The organism is Paraglaciecola sp. 20A4, from assembly GCF_011378905.1.
Classification (GTDB): Bacteria; Pseudomonadota; Gammaproteobacteria; order Enterobacterales; family Alteromonadaceae; genus Paraglaciecola.
Window position 1 is genome coordinate 25,580 of sequence record NZ_WTPY01000016.1, and the last position, 22,941, is coordinate 48,520.

15 protein-coding genes are annotated in these 22,941 nt (G+C 43.6%); 8 read left to right on the plus strand and 7 right to left on the minus strand.

Translation table 11 applies throughout. The features are described from left to right. The first annotated feature begins 20 nt into the window (after nt 1-20). The 8 genes from GQS54_RS14495 to GQS54_RS14530 all read left to right on the plus strand — a co-directional run bounded on the left by GQS54_RS14495 (nt 21) and on the right by GQS54_RS14530 (nt 15,238). Nucleotides 21-932 (plus strand): AAA family ATPase, encoded by a 912-nt coding sequence (locus tag GQS54_RS14495; protein ID WP_166424747.1) that lies wholly within the window; start codon nt 21-23, stop codon nt 930-932. Further along, on the plus strand, nt 925-2,007 hold the full coding sequence (locus GQS54_RS14500; protein ID WP_166424696.1) for a general secretion pathway protein GspB: 1,083 nt from the start codon (nt 925-927) through the stop codon (nt 2,005-2,007). The genes GQS54_RS14495 and GQS54_RS14500 overlap by 8 nt, the downstream gene beginning before the upstream one ends. Nucleotides 2,008-2,123: 116 nt before the next feature. Continuing rightward, nucleotides 2,124-3,011, plus strand: a complete 888-nt coding sequence (locus GQS54_RS14505; RefSeq protein WP_166424697.1) for a transporter substrate-binding domain-containing protein — start codon at nt 2,124-2,126, stop codon at nt 3,009-3,011. A 1,197-nt stretch (nt 3,012-4,208) separates the two neighbouring features. Beyond that, nucleotides 4,209-7,229, plus strand: a complete 3,021-nt coding sequence (locus GQS54_RS14510; RefSeq protein WP_166424698.1) for a TonB-dependent receptor — start codon at nt 4,209-4,211, stop codon at nt 7,227-7,229. 134 nt (nt 7,230-7,363) lie between these two features. After that, the gene (locus tag GQS54_RS14515; RefSeq protein WP_166424699.1) at nt 7,364-8,845 is read left to right on the plus strand and encodes a tryptophan halogenase family protein; all 1,482 of its coding nucleotides are present in this window, start codon (nt 7,364-7,366) and stop codon (nt 8,843-8,845) included. Between the two features lie 138 nt (nt 8,846-8,983). Beyond that, a complete protein-coding gene (locus GQS54_RS14520) occupies nt 8,984-10,546 on the plus strand; it encodes a tryptophan halogenase family protein (RefSeq protein WP_166424700.1) in 1,563 nt (520 codons plus the stop codon). A gap of 631 nt (nt 10,547-11,177) precedes the next feature. Then, on the plus strand, nt 11,178-12,719 hold the full coding sequence (locus GQS54_RS14525) for an MFS transporter (RefSeq protein ID WP_166424701.1): 1,542 nt from the start codon (nt 11,178-11,180) through the stop codon (nt 12,717-12,719). A gap of 47 nt (nt 12,720-12,766) precedes the next feature. Then, complete coding sequence (locus GQS54_RS14530; RefSeq protein ID WP_166424702.1) at nt 12,767-15,238, plus strand: glycosyl transferase; 2,472 nt, start codon at nt 12,767-12,769, stop codon at nt 15,236-15,238. A gap of 139 nt (nt 15,239-15,377) precedes the next feature. On the opposite strand, the gene GQS54_RS14535 is transcribed toward GQS54_RS14530, so the two are convergent. From GQS54_RS14535 to GQS54_RS14565, 7 genes are all read right to left on the minus strand, one after another. After that, nucleotides 15,378-15,842 carry a CreA family protein gene (locus tag GQS54_RS14535; RefSeq protein WP_166424703.1) on the minus strand — a complete coding sequence of 155 codons (465 nt, stop codon included), beginning with the start codon at nt 15,840-15,842 and terminating at the stop codon, nt 15,378-15,380. Nucleotides 15,843-15,903: 61 nt separating this feature from the next. After that, nucleotides 15,904-16,926 (minus strand): LacI family DNA-binding transcriptional regulator, encoded by a 1,023-nt coding sequence (locus GQS54_RS14540; RefSeq protein ID WP_166424704.1) that lies wholly within the window; start codon nt 16,924-16,926, stop codon nt 15,904-15,906. A 254-nt stretch (nt 16,927-17,180) separates the two neighbouring features. After that, nucleotides 17,181-17,807 (minus strand): 3-isopropylmalate dehydratase small subunit, encoded by a 627-nt coding sequence (gene leuD, locus GQS54_RS14545; protein WP_166424705.1) that lies wholly within the window; start codon nt 17,805-17,807, stop codon nt 17,181-17,183. Between the two features lie 15 nt (nt 17,808-17,822). Then, nucleotides 17,823-19,229: a 3-isopropylmalate dehydratase large subunit gene (leuC, locus tag GQS54_RS14550; RefSeq protein WP_166424706.1), complete on the minus strand. Its 1,407-nt coding sequence runs from the start codon at nt 19,227-19,229 to the stop codon at nt 17,823-17,825. A gap of 14 nt (nt 19,230-19,243) precedes the next feature. After that, nucleotides 19,244-20,344, minus strand: coding sequence for a 3-isopropylmalate dehydrogenase (leuB, locus tag GQS54_RS14555; protein WP_166424707.1), 1,101 nt, complete (start codon nt 20,342-20,344; stop codon nt 19,244-19,246). Nucleotides 20,345-20,350: 6 nt separating this feature from the next. Next, complete coding sequence (gene leuA / locus GQS54_RS14560) at nt 20,351-21,910, minus strand: 2-isopropylmalate synthase (RefSeq protein ID WP_166424708.1); 1,560 nt, start codon at nt 21,908-21,910, stop codon at nt 20,351-20,353. Between the two features lie 338 nt (nt 21,911-22,248). Beyond that, a complete protein-coding gene (locus GQS54_RS14565; RefSeq protein WP_166424709.1) occupies nt 22,249-22,911 on the minus strand; it encodes a hypothetical protein in 663 nt (220 codons plus the stop codon). Between the last annotated feature and the right edge of the window lie 30 nt (nt 22,912-22,941).

A 22,941-nucleotide genomic window follows, 5' to 3' on the forward strand; every position in this document is an offset into this window, starting at 1 on the left:
CTGTCATTAGAAGCGTTGTTATGTATCTCAATTATTTCGGACTTTCAGATAATCCGTTTTCCATCGCGCCTAATCCAGCGTACTTATATATGAGCCCCAGACATAAAGAAGCTTTAGCGCACCTAACGTTCGGTTTGCGTGAAAGTGGCGGATTTGTGATGCTAACGGGAGAAGTGGGTACAGGCAAAACCACTGTCTCGCGCAAATTAATGCAGCAATTACCTGATAATACTCAGGTAGCCATGGTGCTTAATCCGACTTTATCGGCCATAGAGCTATTAGCCTCCATTTGCGATGAGCTAAGTATTGAGTATCTTTATGAGCGGGCCAGTCTTAAATATTTTACTGATTTGATCCTTAATAAATTAGCGACCAACCATAACAGCGGCTTGAATACGGTTTTGATTATAGATGAAGCTCAGCATTTGTTACCTGAGGTCCTTGAGCAATTACGTTTGCTAACAAATCTCGAAACGAATAGAGAGAAATTATTAAAGGTAGTGTTGATAGGCCAGCCAGAATTGCAACAGCTTTTGAAACGCAATGAGTTGCGCCAGTTGGCTCAGCGGATCACGGCTCGTTATCACTTGTTGCCGCTTACATCGGGTGAAGTTAAAGCCTATATCAGCCATCGCTTGGGCGTGGCCAATGGCGACAGTAGTGTTTTCAGTTCTGGCGCGTTAGGTGCGGTGTATCAAGTGACAGGGGGTATACCAAGAGTCATTAATTTATTATGCGATCGCGCGTTAACCTTGACGTTTACTAAGCAATCCCCCGTAGTACATACACATATTTTTTATGCCGCAGCTGAGCAAATTTTAGGCGCAGACGTAGTCGCGCAACGTCGGGGCAAACAGCGCAATTTATTGTTAAGCGCTTTATTTGTTGTCGCCTTGGGTGTTGGGTATTTAGGAGGCAGTTGGTATGGATAACCTCGTAACTATCGACGCGTTATTGCCAGGCATGGTGATTGTTCAAATCACACAACAGAATGGACCGATAAAAATACGTAAATCAGGTTTAGTAACCAGTATGGAAATGGTCACTGGACTTGGTGAAATGGGGGTTCAACAAGTAGAGATTGATCCAGCGCAAACCGTCGAAATAGATAAGCCAAAAGTACAAAAATCACAAACCCAAAAGTTATTAGAGAGTGATCGTTTAAGTGAGCATGGCGCAAATGCGGCTGTGTCTGATCAGTTCAATCGCAGCTTATTTCTACCATCGGTCCAGGCATTGCCGTCACGATGGCAATACTATGCTAAGCCCTTGGTGCAAGGTTTTATGGTTATTTGTGTTGGTTTTGCATTAGGCTGGGGAGCGTCAGTTGCACCTAAGTGGTTGGACAAGCTCGATATGGCCGGAATGCTAAAGCAAGCCAATAACAGTGAGCAGGTTGATTTAGCATCGAAAGTGGCGAATACCAATTCTACGGGCTCCACTGAGGTGGTTGCCCAATCGATTGAAGAAACAAAAGAAACAAATAATACTGACACTAGCCAAATTGCAAAGCCCGAAATAGTCAATACGTCATCAAATGATGTCCAACCCAAGCAAAACAAATCACTAGCCCGCACTAACGTCGATCCTAGTCAATCACAGGACCGTAAAGTAAATACTGTTGATAGTCGGACTAGCCAGCGTTACGGAACCGAACAATCGAGTTCTAGAATATCAGCTGATTTACTGAAACGATTTGAAAAAGCCATTACCGAAATAGACAATGAGCCAGACAAAGACTTTGAACCTACACAAACGAAAAGTATAGATACGCCTCGCATTGATCAGTTGCCCGCATGGGTACTCACTCAGCTTCCGCCAATGGTATTTTCAATGCATATGTATTCTTCCTCTGAACAAGATCGTTGGGTCGAGGTGAATAATAGGCGACTACATGAAGGAGACATGATTGACGACAAAGTTCAAATCGAACACATTGAGCCGCAAAACGTTATCCTGAATTATCAAGGACAAACTTTCAGTATGTCTGCTCTTAGCGAGTGGTAATCCGTCAACACCGCAGACCACCTGCTTAAACACGTCATTGGCTAGAAATGTACGGTTTAATATGCATAATGCGATGACTGAACACGGATTACCGCGATTATGGACACATAACAGACATGTTAGCCAAGGAACTGCACTGCATCACTGCTATATTAATACCAGTGTTATGCATGTGGCTAAGTTTTATCAGCCACGCAAGTGAATTAACAAGCCAGAACACGACAAAGACTAACCAGCAGAGTGAGCAACTAGAAAACCGTTCTTTTGTGGCGAGGGTCTCTGGTACTTCTTCAGCGCTTGTAAATACGACCAGTGAACAGATCAGATTGGCAACGGGAGAAGGTTATTATCCTTATGTATCTCAACGTTTGCCTCAGGGCGGATGGTCACAAGCTTTGGTAGTAGGCACATTCTTAGAAATGGGTCATAAGGTTGATATTCATACTTTACCTTGGGGTCGCGGTCAGATGTGGACCGAAGAGAAACGGTTTTTAGGAACCTTTCCATATGTTTATTCTGCGCAAAGGGCGGAGAAATTTTTCTTCTCCACTGCGATCAATTATATTTCTGTACGTTTCTATGTGGCTAAGACATCTAATATCACTGATATTCAGCAACTAAAAAATAAGCGCTTATGCCTTCCCTTTGGTTACAGCGATGACTTTGCTCATGATGGGGTCGTCGACAAACTAAATTTAAAGATAAATCGAGTGCTCGATGGCGCAGCTTGTATTGGTCATGTGCAACGTGGGTGGAGCGATGCAGGGCTAACCAACCGCTATGTGTCGTTAAATGAGGTAAATAATAATCGGCTGATTGATAGTGAGTTACGCGTATTACCTACAGATTTAGAAAAGGTTAATTTGCACTTTATTATTTCTAAATCTTATCCTGATGGTCAAACGTGGATGGAAAGATTCAACCGCGCATTTAGCACCCTAACGAAAGATGGCCGCAAAGCAAGCATAGACCAAAAATTTGAGCAGCTAATTACTCCCCAATAGTACCCTAGGTAGTACAACGTAAATCCAACTAATGTATAAAAACGTTTTTATATCTTGTAAAAATTGGCTGCACTCATATCAAAAACACTTTACCGATCTATTTTGTAAGATGAGGATCCGCCTAAAAATAGGCGAGGGTTAAGGGGCGCGGATATCCATTCGAATAAATCAACTGGGTTGAGCGTCTAACTATCAAGTCTAGTCATAAAAAGGCTCTATATTATGAAATTGCTTTGCGCGGCTGTTCTTGCCTATTTGTAGCTGTGGTTGACTAATAAACGTTTTTTTAAACCGAGCTTATCATCACGCTTTTTTAACCATAAAGTTTCAGATGGTTCTCAAATAGTTTCGCACGGTATCGCTTCTACAACGGATTGGTGAGCTGTTAGTTAGCGTAAATTGTGTCATTTCCTAAAAAAATTCAGTTACTTTCATCGTTGACTAAGTAGAAATATGTGACATTGGGGAGTCTTGATTAGCTGCTTTTTCTACGACGCATTAGAGGCGTATTGCCATCGGAAAAACAGGTATGTTTTCGTTTTCAGAGCAATTATTCGAGAATGATTTACCTACATAACTTTTGAGGTAGTTAATTTAACCGATATTCCTCAATGAAATATACATTTGTTAATAAAAAAAACTAAATATTTTGTGATAGTTAATATTTATTCAATTACTTTACGTGTTTTTAAGAAATGTATTTTTAACATTTGACTGTGTTTCATCGCAAAGTGAATAAAATCTATCATTTTCATTTATCTAATTTAAGCCTTTATTTATAGGGGGGGAGTGGTTTTATTTAGAATGACGCGCCGAATTTGTCATAGAGTTAACCGATTTATTAATACCTAACATTGATAATTTCCATTAATGTATTTGTAACATTTGACTACCTTGATGTTGTAAGTCTAAATTTCAATATTTTTGACCAGTAAAATGTTGACGAATTGTTAAATTAATCTTAGCATAATGAAAACGTTTACATTGCGTGATTGGTTTTAGCGTAATGGATGAATCGCATACCGAAAAATGCCATGCAATACGCATTGCAACGAAGTACTTAGCAGTACGATGCATTTTAGTGACGCGTTTCTTAGACATGGTGATTAAGCGGGGATAGTGCGAAATAAGGGCTTTCCTCTAACTTGGATGGTTTTCAAGTAACTCTACTAATAGAAACACAAAGGACGCACAATTATGAACACATACGCGAAATTTAATAAATCGCTGCTAACCAAAAGTATTTCGATACTGCTAGGCAGTGCAGTGCTTGCTCCAGCCGTTGCTGTTGCACAAGAAACGGCAAGTGATCTGGAAGTGATTCAAGTGCGTGGCATGCGCTCAAGTATTCAAGAATCTATGGGTATTAAACGTGACTCCGCGGGGGTCGTAGATGCTATTTCAGCTGAAGATATCGGCAAGTTCCCAGATACTAACTTAGCGGAATCGTTGCAACGTATTACCGGTATTTCTATTAGTCGCAGTAACGGTGAAGGCAGCCAGATCACAGCGCGAGGTTTTGGTCCTGATTTTAATATGGTCACGCTAAACGGCCGTGCTATGCCAGGTGCCGCGATACCTGGTGGCGGTGGCACGCCTAATTCACGGGCATTTGATTTCGCAAACCTAGCCTCTGAAAGTGTGCGCGGGGTTGAAGTTTATAAAACAGGCCGTGCAAGTATCGCTACCGGCGGCATTGGCGCAACAGTTAATATTAAAACGGCTCGGCCTCTTGAGGCTGTAGAAAGTGGCTTTACCGGCTCAGTGGGTGCTAAAGCATTAATGGACACCACAAATCGAGTGGGTGATGACGTGACGCCAGAAGTGTCAGGCTTCTTTAATTTTGTTGATGACGACGGTATTTTTGGTGTGTCGTTGTCGGCCAGTGTGCAGGAGCGAGATAGCTCTGCAGTAGGGGCATTTGTTAATGAATGGCGCGTTAACCCTTATGAGGGGACTATCCCTCAAACGCCTAATCAGACGGACCCAAGCTTACCAGGTTTTAACGGCCCTGCGGTCGTGATAAATAACGGCCCTGCAGATGGACAGCTATTCGCTATTCCTGCAGATTTACGTTACTCCATCGCAGATCGCGAGCGTAAACGGACCAATGCACAGCTGACTTTTCAGTACGCACCCAGTGAAGATTTAACCGCGACATTAGATTATACCTACTCTAAACAAGATTTATTTGAAGCGCGCGCTGAGCAATCAATTTGGATGGATGACGGTTATTTTTCTGAACTAACGTTTGACGATGGTATCGTTAAAACACCGATAATTATCGAACAAGAACGCCGTGATTTATTGCCACGGGATCTTGGTTTAGCAATGCAAGAACTAAATCAAATTAATGAAAATAAATCCATTGGTTTCAATGTTGAATACCATGTGAATGATAGATTAGCCTTGTTCTTCGATGTGCATGATTCATCGGCTGAAGGCCGTCCTGATGCGCCTTACGGTACGTGGACAAACCTAGGTTTAGGCGCTAACGTGAATCGTGGTCAAGGAGCTGATTTCTCGGGTGAGTTTCCTATTATGACGGTGGATTTTGACGATGTTTCCCGTGATAACCTAAACGGTAATGGGGTGCTTGACCAAGACGATGTGGGTACCGCTATTCTTGATATGAACTTTAATTCGCAGCGTACAGATATTACTCAGTTCCGTTTAGACGGTGAATACGCATTTGATGACGGTGGGATTAACTTCGGTGTTGAATCACGCTCAATGGAGAGTACTTCATTACAAGCGTTGACCCGCCGCACCATGGGGAACTGGGGGATCGAAAACCCTGGCGAGTTGCCAGCAGATTATTTAACGCCATTTAGCTTTGCTGATGAATTTGAAGACTACAACACTAACGGTATCTTTAGCCAAGGGTTTACAGGTAGCGTGGCGCAACTTGGCGCTTTTGCGGCCCAAGAATATGGCTTTGCCTTCGAAGCGGATAATCCTTATGCTACTAATCGTACTATTGAAGAAGATATATTTGCTGCCTATGTGGAGTTCGAATTAGACGGCGAACTAGGTGGTCGTCCATATAATATTTTGGCCGGCGTACGCTACGAGAGTACAGATTCAAAATCCGTTGCCAATATTAGTTTACCAAATGCAATAGCATGGGAAGGAAACAATGATTTCAACGTGCGCTTTGGCTCTGAAAGCCAGGATGTAGCAGTTGACTCTGATTATGATCATGTTCTGCCGAGTATCGATTTCGACATCGAAGTCATCGATGGTGTGAAAGCGCGTTTGTCATACAGCAAAACCATTGCGCGTCCGACATATAATAATTTAAGCGCAGCGGCTTCTGTAGGCACGCCAAGTGGACCAACCCTCATTACCCAGGGGGCAACAGCCACCGCGAGTTCTGGCAACCCGTCACTTGTGCCGTTAGAGTCAGACAACCTCGACTTGTCGGTTGAGTATTACTTTGAAGATACCAGTTATGTGTCTATAGGGTTCTACGATAAACGCGTGAAAAATTTCATTGGTAATGAGCAAGTTGAAGAAAGCATATTTGGTTTGCGTGATGCGACAGCTGGTCCGCGTGCAGAGGCGGCAGCAGCAGAGCTTGAGCGGATTGGCCAGCCTTTAACCGATACAAACTTGTTTAACATGGTTGCTGCCATGGAAAACAACATTGCGTACGATTCACTAACCATTGAACAATTTGAAGCTCAATATGATGTATTGCCTAATGAAGATGACCCATATTTGACGTTCATAAACTCAAAACCGGTCAATAATAAAAGCGCGAATATATACGGTTTCGAACTTGCTGCGCAGCATTTCTTTGGTGATACCGGCTTTGGTATTCAAGCTAACTACACGACAGTTAATGGTGATGTTGGTTACGACACAACCGCTAATCCATCAGTAACTCAATTTGCGCTAGTGGGGTTAAGTGATACTGCCAACCTTGTGGCTATGTATGAGAAAGATGGTTGGCAAGGGCGTATCGCTTATAATTGGCGTGACAAGTTCCTTGATACCACCAGTCAATACGTGAATGAACCGGGTTTTACTGAGTCTTATTCGCAAATTGATTTCAACGTATCGTACCAAGTGAATGACGATTTATCGGTATTTTTAGAAGGGATTAACATTACCGAAGAGAACAGTCGCCGTCACGGTCGTACATCAGCTCAATTATGGAACTTAGAGCAACTTGGCGCACGTTACGCGCTCGGGGCTCGCTATACATTCTAGTGTTTTAATGAGTGTGTGTGCCTGTAGGTAAGCCGAGTTAATCGGCATTTCATAAGCCGCGATTTATCGCGGCTTGTTTTTTAGTTATATTAAAACAAACACACTACACAAATATACGTAGGTAGAGGTCGGTCTTGAATAGCGAAAAAGTTCAGAAGGTGGTGATCGCAGGTGGGGGGACAGCTGGTTGGATGGCCGCTGCTTCCTTATCCAAATTACTGGGAAAAACACTCGATATTACATTAGTGGAATCTGACGATATTGGCACCGTTGGTGTAGGGGAAGCAACTATTCCGCCTATCCGTACGCTGCATAAGTTACTCAATATTGATGAAAAAGCCTTTATGCGCGCCACCAATAGCACGTTTAAGCTGGGGATCGAGTTTAATCATTGGGGTCAAAAAGACGATACTTACATTCATTCATTTGGTGTCACGGGAAAAGAATGTTGGGCCGGAGAATTTCATCATTTCTGGCTACGAGGCAAAGAACTCGGGATCAACGCCCCTTTTGGAGATTACTGCTATGAGTTGCAAGCATCAAAGCAGGGTAAGTTCGCGTTTTCCGCTAACGCGCCAATGAATTTTGCGTATCACTTAGATGCGACACTTTATGCGAAGTTTCTACGTGATTTTTGCGGTGAATCAGTTACGCGCATTGAAGGTAAAATTCAGTCTGTTAATAAACATACCCATAATGGCTTTATCTCCTCGTTGACCCTGGATTCAGGCCAAGTAATCGACGGAGACTTCTTCATCGATTGTACCGGCTTTAAGGGACTATTAATTGAAGAGGCACTGCATACCGGTTACGAAGACTGGTCTCATTGGTTACCTTGCGATAGCGCTATTGCAGTGCAAACACAAGCTAATTCCGATCCACTGCCTTATACCCGCTCTACAGCCCATGATTTTGGCTGGCAATGGCGGATACCGCTGCAAAATCGAGTCGGTAACGGCATGGTCTTTTGTAGCCGTTACGTGAGTGATGAAGAAGCCAAAGAAGCACTGCTGGCGAATTTAGATAGTAGTCCAATCAATGAGCCTCGAGTCATTAAGTTTAAAACCGGTCGTAGGCGTAAAGGATGGAATAAAAACTGTGTTGCCTTAGGTTTGGCAAGTGGCTTTGTAGAGCCATTAGAATCCACCAGTATTCATCTGATTATGACGGGTATTGTACGCTTGATGCGTTTATTCCCATTTGATGGGGTGCGCCAATCTGCCATTGATGAGTACAATGAAAAGCTAACGAGTGAGTTACATAGCATTCGTGATTTCATCATCTTGCATTACAAAGTAACTCAGCGAGACGACTCGGCGTTTTGGCGTCATTGTCAGAGCATGGATGTGCCTGCATCCTTGTCTCATAAAATTCATCTATTTAAGGAAACGGGTCGTGTGTTTCTGGATGATGGCGATATCTTCCGAGTGGATTCATGGACTCAAGTTATGCTGGGTCAAGGTTTAGAGCCGAAGCAGTATCATCGTATCGTAAATGAGATGAGTGATGATGAACTGCGGCGTTTTCTCGATGGTATGCGCAAGGCAATTGAGCAGCGCGTTAGCAGTTTACCGAGTCACCAGCAATTTCTTCAACGATATTGTTCGGCAAATTAACGAATAAAGATAATAAGTGAATAACGATATGACAGGAATTTTTGCATTAAACCCTATCAAATACGATAGTATTTGCTTATTCGATGCTCGCTCATTAGGCAACACTGGGCGCTTTACGTTTTAGATTGGTAGTAATAAATGAATAACCGCAGTATTAAAAAAATTGTCGTAGTGGGCGGCGGCAGTGCGGGTTGGCTAACCGCCGGTATTATAGCCGCTGAACATCAATGCGCCTCCAGTGACAGTCAACTCCAAGTGACATTAATTGAATCCCCAGACGTTAATATTGTTGGGGTAGGTGAGGGGACTTGGCCTTCGATGCGTAATTCATTGCAACGCATAGGGATAAGTGAGACTGAATTCATCCGTCACTGCGGCGCGGCTTTTAAACAAGGTTCAAAATTTGTCGGCTGGAAAGAGGGCTCTAAAAAAGACTTCTATTATCATCCGTTTGTGGTGCCTAACGGTTATGGTCATGCAAATCAATACAGCACGTGGAAGACCTATGGTGCTGAGCAGTCCTTTGCTGATGTCGTCAGCGCCCAAAGCCAAGTATGCCAAGCTGGACTTGCCCCTAAGCAAAACGCTACCCCAGAATACGCGGGTGTGCTCAACTACGGCTATCATCTAGATGCAGGTAAATTTGGTCAGTTGTTACAGCAACACTGTACCGCAAAGCTGGGTATCACGCACATTCAAGATCACGTTGAGGGTGTGCTTAGTCATGACAATGGCGATATCAAATCTTTGATAACCCGCGATTACGGTGAACTCAGTGGGGATCTATTTATTGATTGCACCGGCGCACGTTCTTTATTGCTAGGCCAACATTTTAATGTGCCTTTTATTGACAAAAAGTCAGTCTTGTTTAATGACAGTGCCATGGCGTTACACGTGCCTTACATCAAATCTGATGCGCCCATTGAATCAGCAACTGTTTCGACTGCACAAGAAGCGGGTTGGGTTTGGGATATAGGCCTTCAGGATCGCAGAGGTGTAGGGTATACCTACTCCAGCGCCCATATCAATGATGAGCAAGCTGAGCGCACACTAAAGTCTTATGTGGCTCAGTCGATAGGTGACGAGCAAGCTGCTAAGTTACAGGCGCGTAAAATTTCTTTCGAGCCAGGGCATAGAGCATATTTTTGGCATAAAAACTGTGTCGCTGTGGGTTTATCCGCGGGTTTTTTAGAGCCATTAGAAGCCTCGGCGTTAGCACTTGTTGAGTTGTCGGCTACGGCTATTGCCGAAAATATGCCTGTTACTAGGGAACATATGCAGGTCACGAGCGATAATTTTAATCGGCGCTTCTTGTTGCACTGGGAAAATATTGTTGAATTTTTAAAGTTGCATTACGTATTGAGTGAACGCAGTGAGCCTTACTGGCAGCAGATGCGCGCACCTGAATCAATTTCATCACGGTTACGTGCTTTACTTATACAGTGGCGTTTCCAGCCTCCGAGTCGCAGTGACTTTGTACAAAACGAAATTATGTTCCCTTCTGCTAGTTATCAGTACGTGTTGTACGGCATGGGATTTGATACGGTAAACGACGTATCTTCACGGGTATTCGACCAACCGCAAAGTGCGATGAAAGATTTACAAGAAAACCAACAACAACTGCGTAAGTTAATGAGCGGCTTGAAAAGCAATCGTGATTTGCTTTCTCATGTTCAACGTTACGGTTTTCAAAAGGTCTAATACCAATTCTAATCAATAATTATTCTCTTAGAATTCATCCAGCGGGTTTAAAACAAGGCGTCGGTGTACAGCAATGGTTGTTCCCTTTCAAATACCGAGAACATAGTACAAAACCCGCTGAGGAATTCCATTCAAGCGCCTTGGTTAAGTCCTTTTAAATTTGGCTGAGCGGTTATTTTTTACTGGAGTAGGTATAAGCGACTCTTTTCGACCATTAGTCGATTATGTCGCTTTTTATCGTTTAAGTGGGATGTTTAGGTCGTGTTATTTTCTTAGGCAATAATGGTGGTCGTGATGCATTATTACGGATACGAGCATCCATAACGATTCATATACTCGGCAATGATTTTTTCTTCTTTTTCTTTGTTTCCTCTCGCTAGAATGATCATCAGGTCTTCCTTTTTTTACCTGCTTAATAATAAAAACCGTTAAATTTGTATAAAATCTCACAAAACCATTGAAAACGTTTTCATTTACATTTAACGTTACGTTAACAATGCACGACGATGGTAATTCTTTCAGGCGTTATCCATTAAGATGTGCTGACGCAAGCGCCTAAAAGGGCATTGGATATAGGAATAACAACAATGCGCCAACACATAAAGTACATGTCTGTTAAGGAAATACTTTCATGATCAAACTACCCCTTTACGAAAAGATTGGCTATGCCATGGGGGATGCGGCTGCCAATTTAGTTTGGCGAGGAGCGCTTGCCTACTTAGCGGTTTTTTATACAGATACATTCGGATTAACTGCCTCCGCAGCTGCTATCTTATTTTTAGTGGTCCGCCTCTCTGACGGTGTAACAGATATCATTATGGGTATGATTGCCGATCGAACCCATACCTCATGGGGGAAATTCCGCCCGTGGATATTTTGGTCGACACCTTTTTTGTGCGCTTTTATGGTGCTGTGCTTTACTACGCCAAATCTCAGCGACAGCGGTAAGTTGGTTTATGCTTACGTGACCTATATAGGGTTAACCTTGGCTTACACGGTTAACAATGTGCCTTATTCCGCATTAATGGGCGTGATGACCGAAGATGATAGAGAGCGCACGAGTTTATCTGGTTTTCGTTTTGCTGGAGCCTTTTTAGGCGGCTTGTTCGTAATGGGCTTTTTACCTACCTTAGTGGCTTTGCTAGGTGATGGAGACGACGTACAGGGTTACCAGTACACCATGTATGTTTTCGCAGGGTTATTGATGGCACTGATGGTGACGTCAGTAGCGACTACCAAAGAGAGAGTTGCGCCAGTTGAACATGTTAGAGGTAGCTTGCGCAGCGAGTTATGGGATTTGACCAAGCAATCTCCTTTTGTGCTGATTCCTCTGCTATCAATGTCGCTGTTCTTCTACTATCGCAATCTATTGACGGGTGTGATTTTTGTATTCGTTTTTGCCACAGCGACTTGGCTTGTTCGCCGCATGTTGAATCGTCCTCGGGGAGATGTTTCTGGTACGCAGCAAGATATGCTCGATTTATTAACCAACAAACCTTGGCTTATTTTACTCGGCATGGGCTTTTTGACCATGATGTTCAATGGCATTAAATACAGCGTTATTGCTTACTATTTTAAGTACTTTGTCGGTGATGAACTGTTAACAGGGCAATACTTTATTGCTTTGCTGGTGGTGTCAATTCTGGGGGCGCTGTGCACCAGTTATTTGGCTAATAAATTAGGCCGACGCAATTTATTTATTGTCGCTTTGCTATTTAGTAGTGCGTTGACGAGTGGCTTTTATTGGTTATCCGCTGAAAATATTACTTACATCTTTGTTCTCGGTTGTGCCGCTGAATTTTTTGCAGCCATGATGCCTACCTTGTTCTTTAGCATGCTTGGAGATGCCGCAGATTATTCTGAATGGCGTAATGGTCGTCGAGCGACGGGGCTTGTGTACTCAGCAGGTACGTTTGTGCAGAAGACCGGTAACGGCTTCGCGGGTGCTTTAGTGCTGGTAGTACTGGCGGGTTATGGCTACAACGGTATGGACTCAACCACCATTGCCGCGTCATTGCCTGGCATGCAACAGCTTATGAGCTTTATTCCTGCCGCCTTTGGTGTCGCGGGCGCTTTGCTCATGCTGTTTTACCCCCTTACCGATAAAAAGCAGCGCCAAATGAATGCGCAACTTGTTGAGCGTCGTAATACTTTATCCACAGATCATCAATAGCGCTTTTGCCTCAGTGCTGCGTAATTCACCAAGAGAGATATTTACCCATGACCAAGCCATTCACTGACACCAAAGACAATTCATTTGGCTATTTTGATGATGAACGAAAAGAATACGTAATTTCGACGCCATTTACACCCACACCTTGGATCAATTACCTTGGTAATGATGGGTTTTACGGCTTGATTTCCAACACTGCTGGGGGCTATAGCTTTTATCAAGATCCTAAGTTTCGCCGGTTAACCCGTTATCGCTACAACAGCGTGCCTGTTGACACATCGGGTCGCTATTTCTATTTAAAATGTGATGACGACGTATGGTCTGCCTCGGGACGTCCGGTTGATAAGCAACCAGAACGTTACGAGTGCCGCCATGGTATGGGCTATAGTCGCTTTCTCGTCAGCAATCTAGATATAGACTCCGAACTTACCTGTTTTGTGCCCTTAGGTGAAAAAGCGGAAGTGCATCGATTGACCCTTAAAAACAGCGGTGCTCGACATCGAAAAATTAGTCTGTTTTCATACATTGAATGGTGTTTGTGGAACGCAGAAGATGACGGCGCGAACTTTCAACGTAATTTATCTACCGGTGAAGTCGAAGTTGAAGGTAGTGTGATTTACCACAAAACCGAATACCGAGAGCGTCGTGATCATTATGCGTTTTATTCGGTTAATCAACCTATTAGCGGCTTCGATACAGACAGAGAGAGCTTCCTAGGACCTTATCGTGGTGTCGGTAATCCTTTGTGTGTTCAAAACGGTCAAGCAACCAATTCACATGCCCACGGTTGGTCACCGATTGCATCTCATCATCTAGAAGTAGAGCTAGCGCCCGGTGAAGAGCATACTTTGGTATTTGTGCTAGGTTACTGCGAAGTGGATAAAGCGCAAAAGTGGCAATCTCCAGGTGTGATTAATAAGACGCCGGCTAAAGATATGATGAGTCGTTATGAAAGTGCCTACAGTGTTCAACAAGCACTTAGCGCATTAGCTGCCCATTGGGATAAATTACTCGGTACATTCCAGCTAAACAGTCCAGACAAAAAGTTAAATCGCTCACTGAACATATGGAATCAATATCAGAATATGGTGACGTTTAACTTATCTCGAAGTGCTTCATTCTACGAATCGGGTATTGGCCGTGGGATGGGCTTTAGAGATTCTAACCAAGACACCATAGGGTTTGCCCATATGGTGCCCAATAAAGTCAAAGAGCGTATCTTAGACTTGAGTGCCACTCAAAAAGCTGACGGCTCCGCATACCATCAATATCAACCTTTGACTAAAAAAGGTAATGCTAACATCGGTGGTAACTTTAATGACGACCCCATGTGGATGGTACTCTCTACGGTAAATTATATTAAAGAGACCGGTGACTTTTCAATATTAACTGAAAAGGTTGGTTTTGATGGTGACAATGAAGGAAATACAGATCACTTTGAGCATTTACGCCGTGCATTTGAGCATGTCGTAAATAATTTAGGTCCCCATGGCTTGCCATTGATCGGACGTGCGGATTGGAACGACTGTTTAAACCTAAACTGTTTTTCAGAGGATCCTAATGAGTCCTATCAAACTACCCAGCGAGGGCAATCAGATGTAGCTGAATCCCTAATGATTGCTGGGCAATTTGTGCTTTACGGACAAGACTTTGTGCAATTATGTGAACAAATTGGTCAAGATACATTAGCCAATTACGCTCAGCAGCACGTTAATACCATGCGAGATGCCGTGCTTAAACATGGTTGGGACGGTGAATGGTTCTTGCGTGCCTATGATGCTAGAGGCAAAAAAATAGGCAGTCACGAGAACCAAGAAGGCAAAATTTTTATCGAATCACAAGGTTTCTGCGTGATGGCAGGCATCGGCATGCAAGATGGAAAAGCCCGCCAAGCACTTGATTCTGTTGAAAAGCATTTAGCCACGCCCTACGGTATTATGCTCAATCAACCGGCGTTTAGTGGCTACGATAAATATCTGGGTGAAATTTCATCTTATCCTCCTGGATATAAAGAGAATGCCGGGATTTTCTGTCATAACAACCCGTGGATCATGGTGTCTGAAGCGATGCTTGGGCGAGGCGATAAGGCCTTTGAGTATTTTGCCAGCATTTCACCCGCTTACCTGCAAGACGTGCAAAAACTGCATAAAACTGAGCCTTATGTTTACAGTCAAATGATTGCAGGTAACGATGCAGCCACTCCTGGTCAGGCGAAAAATTCATGGTTAACCGGGACTGCTGCTTGGTGTTTTTATGCGGCAACGCAGTACATTTTGGGTATTAAGCCTGATTATAAGGGCTTAACTATCACGCCATGTATTCCAGCTGAGTGGCCTAGTTTTGCAGTTTCTCGTCGCTTCCGCAATGCCCATTACAGCATAGAAGTACGTAATCCGCACAGAATAAGCACTGGTAAGATAAGATTGGAAATTGACGGTACACAGGTAGCGGGTAATATGATTGATTACAGCCTATTTAGCGGCGAGCATCATGTGATTGCGACTATTTTAAAAGGTTAGTGACAATGTTTTTTGCTAAAGAAAAACTCGGTTGCTTACCTATTTTCTAAACGTAATAAATGGCTAAAAAATAGTTTCCTCATTTGCTCCCTTTACGCTTAATGGCATTTAGGGAGCGTTTTTTGCAATAACGGCTGAGCTATGAACCGGTATAGCTATTAAAGGCTTTTGTGCCCCATAGAGGCACGGTTGATAGGCTATGTTTAAAGCTACCTGAGGTTTCTTTGGTCGAGTACGACACATACATCAGTGTTTGACTACTAGGATCAAAAATACGACGTATCTTCATGGTTTTGAAAAACACACTTTTAGACTTTTTGAATACCACATCGCCAGATGCTGACTTATCAATTTTGGCAATCATCTCTGGGGTGATTTCACCTGTCTGACGACAGGAAATCGAACTGTCAGAAGGATCAGAAAAGCTTAAGTTAGCTTCAATGCTGGCCACGTGGCACGTTACCCCTCTGATAAGTGGGTCTTGCAGAATATTCAGTTTGATATCTTTGGTGGTAAATAAACCTAAGCTTACATCACCGACTTCGTTCGAATCACAGGCGGTTAAGAGTAGCGCACTACCAAGAATTGCTAATATTTTTTTCATACATCGCTCACTAAAGGTATTTCCCTTAGTGTAATGGATTTTAAGGCCGATAAAAATCGTATTAACGATCTACTGGGACGGGTCCTGTGCTTTGGCGAACCATGAGTGTAAAAGGCAGTTCAACGTACCGACCAGGCTCTGATTTACCATCGAGTTGTTCAAGCAACAATTCAATACACGCTTTACCTATTTCTTCTAATGGCTGATGAATAGTGGTCAGGGCAGGGGTCATTAATCGGGCGTAGCGGATATCGTCAAAACCCATAATCGAAATATCTTGTGGAATACGAAAACCGTTTTCTTGCAATACGCTCATCGCGCCGATGGCCATATCATCACTGAAGCAAAATACTGCAGTGGGTCGCATACGCAGTTTTAATAGCTGTTCCATGGCTCCCATACCAGAATCTAATCCATAATCTCCGCGGATAATCAGCTGCTCATCTATTTCTATACCTGCATTGCTTAGTGCACTCTTATAGCCATCAAAACGCTCTACCGTGCTGGGCGTGTCAGTTGGGCCCATAACCGCAGCAATACGTTTATGGCCTAGGCTCAACAAGTGTTCAACAGCCGTGCGCGCGCCTGATACGTTGTCTATCATGACCTTACTGATCCCTTCAATGGGAATTGATTCGCATGAATTGACTATTGGGGGTAACTGTTTCAACACAGGCTGATTGTGGTTGAGATTGAAAGGCATATGGTAAGTAAATAATAATACGCCGTCAGCTTGACCAGATTGCGCCATGCTGGCGTAATGCTTTTCTCGCTCAATCAAGCCTTGCGTGTCGCCAAGCAGAATTGAGTAGCCAGCCTTTTGTGCTTGTCGCTCAATAGCGCGTATGATGCCTGCATTTACCTGATTGGTAATATCTGGCATCACCACTATAATATTGCCACTCTTTTGGGTACGTAAGTTGGCACCAAATCGACTCGGGGTATATCCCCCTTCTTCTACAGCCTTCATCACTTTTTTACGGGTTTCTTCACTGACAATACCTGGATTACGCAAAGTGCGCGATACCGTTGCGGGAGAAACACCGGAGATGGCCGCAATATCTTTTATGCCTAACTTAGCCAAAGAGTTCTCTCTTACTGGGATAACCGATAAACTATAGATTAGCGTCAGAATGCTTGGCTGTAAACGTTTTCAAATCTGCAGGTTTAATAATAAATAGAAGTTCTTAAAAAAAGTTATATTTATTAAAGTGTTAAGTGAATATTATCGTTTTTAGAACGATGGAAGGAACATTTTTTTCATTTGTATGATAAATAACCAAAAGGCAGGGTAACCGCTATGTTAAGCGGCTACCCTGTGACGCTCTTAAAAATTAATTAACACTGCCAAGCAGGTTGCTTAGCTTCAAACGCGCTGATTTTATCATTCAGTTCTAGGGTCTGACCAATGGCATCTAAGCCTTTGATCAGATTATTTTTGTGATGAGGTGCTATGTCAAACGGCAGCACTTGATCATTAAAGCGCACTTGTTGTTGAGGTAAGTCCACTACAACCTGACAATTAGCGTCTTGTGCCACCGCTTCAAATAAAGCATCGATTTGCGCACTTTCAAGTTTCACCGGTAGCAAACTGTTATTGATGCAGTTACCGTAGAAAATATCGGCGAAGCTGGTGGCAATAACAACTTTAAAGCCGTAGTCGTCTAATGACCAAGGCGCATGTTCGCGACTTGAACCGCAGCCAAAATTTTCGCGAGTAAGTAAAATACTAGCGCCCTGATACTCAGGTTTGTTAAGCACAAAGTCTGGATTGGGCTCTTGCTCATGTAAGTCTAAATAACGCCAATCATGAAATAGATGTTTTCCGTAACCGCTCTTGGTAACCGAAGTTAAAAATTGCTTAGGAATAATTTGGTCTGTATCCACATTCGCTTGATTTAGCGGTGCGACATGGCCAGTATGCACACTGATACCAGAGCTTGCTGGGGTAGATTGATTGCTCATGTTTATTCCTAATTATTAATCGTTGGCAACGAAGTCGCGCGTATCGGCAAAATGCCCTGCTAAAGCAGCGGCAGCAGCCATGGCTGGGCTAACAAGATGGGTGCGTGCACCGCGACCTTGCCGACCTTCGAAGTTTCTGTTGCTAGTTGATGCACAGCGATCTCCTTGGCCCAAAATGTCATCGTTCATACCAAGACACATAGAACACCCAGGCAAACGCCATTCGAAGCCCGCCTCGAGGAATATCTTATCTAGCTGCTCAGCCTCAGCTTGCGCTTTGACTGCGACAGAGCCCGGCACCACAATAGCCGTTACATGACTGGCAACTTTACCTTGTTTGGCAATCGCAGCAGCGGCGCGCATATCTTCTATCCGGCCATTAGTACAAGAGCCAATAAACACATGATTGACCGTTAGTTCTGATAATTTTTGACCTGGCTTAATATCCATATATTTAAGGGCTTTTACCGCTGAATCACGGTCAATCGAGTCACTAAAGTCTTCCGGTGCAGGGATAGGCTGGTTAACGCCAATAACCTGACCTGGGTTGGTTCCCCACGTCACTTGTGGAGCAATATCTTGGGCTGCAAGCTCTACGACGATATCGAAAGTAGCATCAGCATCAGATTTCAACGTCTTCCAATAAGCGACTGCAGCATCCCAATCATCACCTTTAGGGGCATATTCGCGCCCTTTAAGATAATCAAAGGTGATTTGGTCTGGGGCGATAAGACCCGCCTTAGCCCCGGCTTCGATGCTCATGTTGCATACGGTCATGCGCTCTTCCATGCTCAAGTCTTCGATAGTGTCGCCGCAATACTCGATGACACAGCCAGTGGCGCCTGCATGACCAATCTTACCGATAATAGCTAAGATAATGTCTTTTGCAGTCAAACCTAATGGACGAGCTCCAGTGACCTTAACTTGCATACACTTACCTTTACTCTGCTTCAAAGTTTGGGTAGCAAATACGTGTTCTACTTGCGAGGTACCAATACCAAAAGCGAGCGCCCCAAAAGCACCGTGAGTCGCGGTATGGGAATCCCCACAAACAACGGTTGTGCCAGGTTTAATCAAACCAAGTTCAGGACCCATTACATGCACGATCCCTTGTTTTTGGTGACCCACAGGAAATAATTGAATATTGTTTTTCTCGCAGTTATCCGCCAGGGTTTGTAACTGTAATTTGTTTGCAGGACCGCAGGCATCAATGGCTAAAGAACGAGTCGATATACTGTGATCCATGGTGGCAAATGTTAGATCAGGACGTCGAACTTTGCGGCCCTTTTGTACCAAACCGTCAAATGCTTGGGGAGAAGTAACTTCGTGGATTAGGTGGCGATCGATATACAATAATGCATCGTCGCCTATTTCATCGACAATATGTGCCTGAAAAATTTTGTCGTATAAGGTGGTGCTCATGTCTGGTCTTTCCTTTAAGCGTTTGCTGTGGCGATAATATTGGCGATGTAATCGCCTACTTCACTGGTCGATCTGGCTTGGCCACGATTCTCTGCACTGAGCAGTTCGCCGGTTAATATGCCATCGGCAAGGGTTTTAACGACTGCAGCATCAATTGCATCGGCAGCATCCGTTAGATTTAAACTGAAACGAAGTAACATAGATGCGGATAGAATTTGGGCAATCGGGTTAGCGATACCTTTACCTGCGATATCCGGGGCTGAACCACCGGCGGGTTCATACAAGCCAAAACTTTCACCGTTAATACTGGCTGAAGGCAATAAGCCCATTGAACCAGTAATCATGGCGCATTCATCAGAGATAATGTCGCCAAATAGGTTCGAGCATAACATCACATCAAAATCGCCTGGATAACGTAACAATTGCATTGTGGCGTTATCGATATAGATATGTTCTAGGGTGACTTCAGGATAGTCTTTAGCGACCTCTTCAGTCACTTCACGCCACAATCGGCTACACAATAGCACGTTGGCTTTGTCTACCGATGTTACCTTCTTACCGCGCTTCTGAGCCGCTTCAAACGCACTGATAGCGATACGACGGATTTCTTTTTTACTGTAGCGCATGGTGTCAAAGGCAAATTGTTCTTCGCCTTCGCCTTCAATACCTTTAGGTTGACCAAAATAAATACCGCTAGTGAGTTCACGTACCACAAGTACATCAAAGCCACTGGCAGCAATATCAGCCCGCAATGGAGATAAGGACTCTAAACCTGGATAAATCTTTGCCGGACGAAGATTGCTGAACAAGTCAAAATGGCCACGAAGGGCAAGCAGAGCAGCACGCTCAGGTCGCTGCTCTAAAGGAAGGCTGTCCCATTTCGGGCCACCAATTGAACCAAATAAGATAGCTTGAGCTGCTTCACAGCCTTTTAACGTCGCTGGAGGCAGTGCCTCACCGTGGTTGTCGATGGCAATCCCACCTACATCAAATTCATTTAAGGTGAACGATACATTAAACGCTTGTTCTACAGCTGATAAAACCTTCTTTGCTTCTTGCATGACCTCTGGGCCAATACCATCTCCTGCCAACACGGCAATATTATAATTCGACATGTGTTCCTAGACTCCAGCAATCTGTGTTTGTTGTTTTTTCTGATGATCAATTCGATCGGCTAAATGGGTGTTATTTAATACATGGATTAGGGCTTTAACGCCAGACTCGACGATATCTGTGGCTAAACCGATACCATTAAAACGGCGGCCGTTATATTCAACGATGACACTCACTTGGGCAAGCGCATCGGCCCCTTCACCTTTAGAGTCGAGTTTGAAATCGACGATATCAAGTTGTTCATGGCCTAACACTTTGATAATAGCGTTATATGCAGCATCTACTGGACCATTGCCTGTACATGACTGAATGATTTCTTCATCGCCAACTTGTAACTTAACGGTGGCGCTTGGGATGATCTCTTTGCCTGAACTTGCTTGTAAATAAAGTAACTTATAATGCTCGTCCGCTGGTTTTTGCTTATCAAAAAACAATAAGGCTTCAAGATCATAATCGAACACTTGGCCTTTTTTGTCGGCTAATTTTACGAATGATGCATATAAGGTATCTAAATCGTAGTCTTGAGCTTTATATCCCAATTCTTCAAGGCGGTGTTTGATAACGTGGCGGCCTGAGCGTGACGTTAAGTTTAAGTTGTTTTTGTTTATACCCACACTTTCTGGGGTCATTATCTCATAAGTATTCTGTGCTTTTAAGACGCCATCTTGATGGATACCAGAAGAATGACTAAAAGCATTTGCGCCTACAATTGCTTTGTTAGCTTGTACCGGCATATTACATAATTGGCTGACCAATTTAGAGGTGCGAGAAATTTCCTGACTGCGAATATTGGTGTTTAAACCCAACATGGCTTGGCGAGTTTGCAAAATCATGGCGATTTCTTCTAACGAACAGTTACCCGCACGCTCACCAATACCGTTAATGGTACATTCAATTTGACGAGCGCCGTATTCAACTGCGACTAAAGAATTGGCAACGGCTAAACCTAGATCATTGTGGCAGTGCACTGAAATAACCGCTTTATCGATATTAGGTACGCGATTGAACAAATTTTGAATAATGCCACCAAACTCGGTTGGTGTCGTATAACCCACCGTGTCTGGAATATTAACCGTGGTAGCACCAGCATTAATAGCCGCTTCAACCATACGACATAAGTAATCAATAGGTGTGCGACCTGCATCTTCACAAGAAAACTCAATGTCATCCGTGTAGCGGCCCGCATGCTTAATCGCCTTAACCGCCATTTCGACCACTTCATCTTGTGACTTACGTAACTTATTTGCTACATGAATGTCAGAAGTCGCTATAAAAGTATGTATTCTAAATTGTTCAGCCACACTCATGGCTTCACCACAGGCGTCAATGTCTTTTTCTAAGGCGCGAGATAATCCGCAAACAGTGGCATTTTTGATTTCTTTGGCAATACTGCGTACTGACTGAAAATCGCCTGGTGACGATACTGGAAAGCCGGCTTCGATGATGTCAACGCCAAGTCGCTCTAGCGCGAAAGCAATTTGTAGCTTTTCTTTCATACTCAAACTTGCTGCTAGTGCTTGTTCGCCATCACGTAATGTGGTGTCGAATATTTTGACTTGGTTGGACATATATTTTCCTCTATTGAATGATGCGCGTTTCTAACACGCTATAAACGAAAAAACCCGTGCTAGGCACGGGTTTTTAGTTATTGTTTGCGTTTCGCTTACAACCTACCCATGCAGTCTTGCTGCCAGCAGAAGTAGAGTTGATAGTAAAAATGTTTTCATTTTATATTAAGCTCGAAACGTCAGTGCGGTATTTGTAACTCTTTGGGTGGCATGCGTCAACCTTAGTTAACAAATCAATATATAACAAAAATGCATATAAACTTGATTTATCAGGAAAAACAGGTGGTCTGACTAGTTTTTTTGTGAGGTTTGAAGTGAATTGCAGGATGGCATTTCGCTTATCGAAAATTTTTCCAATTAATACTACCAGAAAGTAACAGCTCTCTGAGGGTTAATGTTCGGGGCTGACTACGACCTTTATGGTTCCAAGTATGCCCGCAGCACGCGGCTGAAAAAATAGCATTGCTTGGACGTAATAATACACACTCGCCGACAGTTGAGTGGTCCCGAATGTTGCTACTAGTAAGGTCAATGTCATGGGTTCCATTCATAGCAAACCAGCCAAATTTATTACTGTGCAGTTTCTGAGTCTCGGTATCGATGCGGTCAATGGAGTCTAACTCTAAGTATTCGCCATGTATGTTTTTCACATAAACCACAACCGGCAGACCTGACCGAGCATATTGCGCGAACCATTGGTGGGTTTTATCTTTATCGCGTCTTCTACCCATGCAGGTAGCACTTTGCTTTGCTTGCCAACTGGCGTTATGCACGTCAACAGACAAAGGGCCTGTATGGTGAATGAAATGGTATGCGGCGCGTTTAACATGATGGCGTAGACCGCCTAATTTACGTTGTAGTAAACTAATGTTGGAGATGGGTTGCTGGGCAAGCGAACTGAGTTCTCGCTCATACAAAGCATTACAAATTTCAGCAAAATGGGTCTGCTGCTGTGAGTCAGAGAATATATTTACTTGGGGCTGCGCGGGAGGCGTCACCATAAGAAATGAGGGGCAGCAAACGCTGCCCGC

Excerpts from the sequence above, each read along its gene's own strand:
- GQS54_RS14495 (WP_166424747.1), top strand. The coding sequence starts at position 21 with ATGTATCTCAATTATTTCGGACTTTCAGATAATCCGTTTTCCATCGCG.
- leuD (WP_166424705.1), bottom strand. The coding sequence starts at position 17,807 with ATGAGCAATCAATCTACCCCAGCAAGCTCTGGTATCAGTGTGCATACT.
- leuC (WP_166424706.1), bottom strand. The coding sequence starts at position 19,229 with ATGAGCACCACCTTATACGACAAAATTTTTCAGGCACATATTGTCGAT.
- GQS54_RS14505 (WP_166424697.1), top strand. The coding sequence starts at position 2,124 with ATGTTAGCCAAGGAACTGCACTGCATCACTGCTATATTAATACCAGTG.
- GQS54_RS14535 (WP_166424703.1), bottom strand. The coding sequence starts at position 15,842 with ATGAAAAAAATATTAGCAATTCTTGGTAGTGCGCTACTCTTAACCGCC.
- GQS54_RS14520 (WP_166424700.1), top strand. The coding sequence starts at position 8,984 with ATGAATAACCGCAGTATTAAAAAAATTGTCGTAGTGGGCGGCGGCAGT.
- GQS54_RS14530 (WP_166424702.1), top strand. The coding sequence starts at position 12,767 with ATGACCAAGCCATTCACTGACACCAAAGACAATTCATTTGGCTATTTT.
- GQS54_RS14500 (WP_166424696.1), top strand. The coding sequence starts at position 925 with ATGGATAACCTCGTAACTATCGACGCGTTATTGCCAGGCATGGTGATT.
- GQS54_RS14565 (WP_166424709.1), bottom strand. The coding sequence starts at position 22,911 with ATGGTGACGCCTCCCGCGCAGCCCCAAGTAAATATATTCTCTGACTCA.
- GQS54_RS14525 (WP_166424701.1), top strand. The coding sequence starts at position 11,178 with ATGATCAAACTACCCCTTTACGAAAAGATTGGCTATGCCATGGGGGAT.
- leuB (WP_166424707.1), bottom strand. The coding sequence starts at position 20,344 with ATGTCGAATTATAATATTGCCGTGTTGGCAGGAGATGGTATTGGCCCA.
- leuA (WP_166424708.1), bottom strand. The coding sequence starts at position 21,910 with ATGTCCAACCAAGTCAAAATATTCGACACCACATTACGTGATGGCGAA.
- GQS54_RS14510 (WP_166424698.1), top strand. The coding sequence starts at position 4,209 with ATGAACACATACGCGAAATTTAATAAATCGCTGCTAACCAAAAGTATT.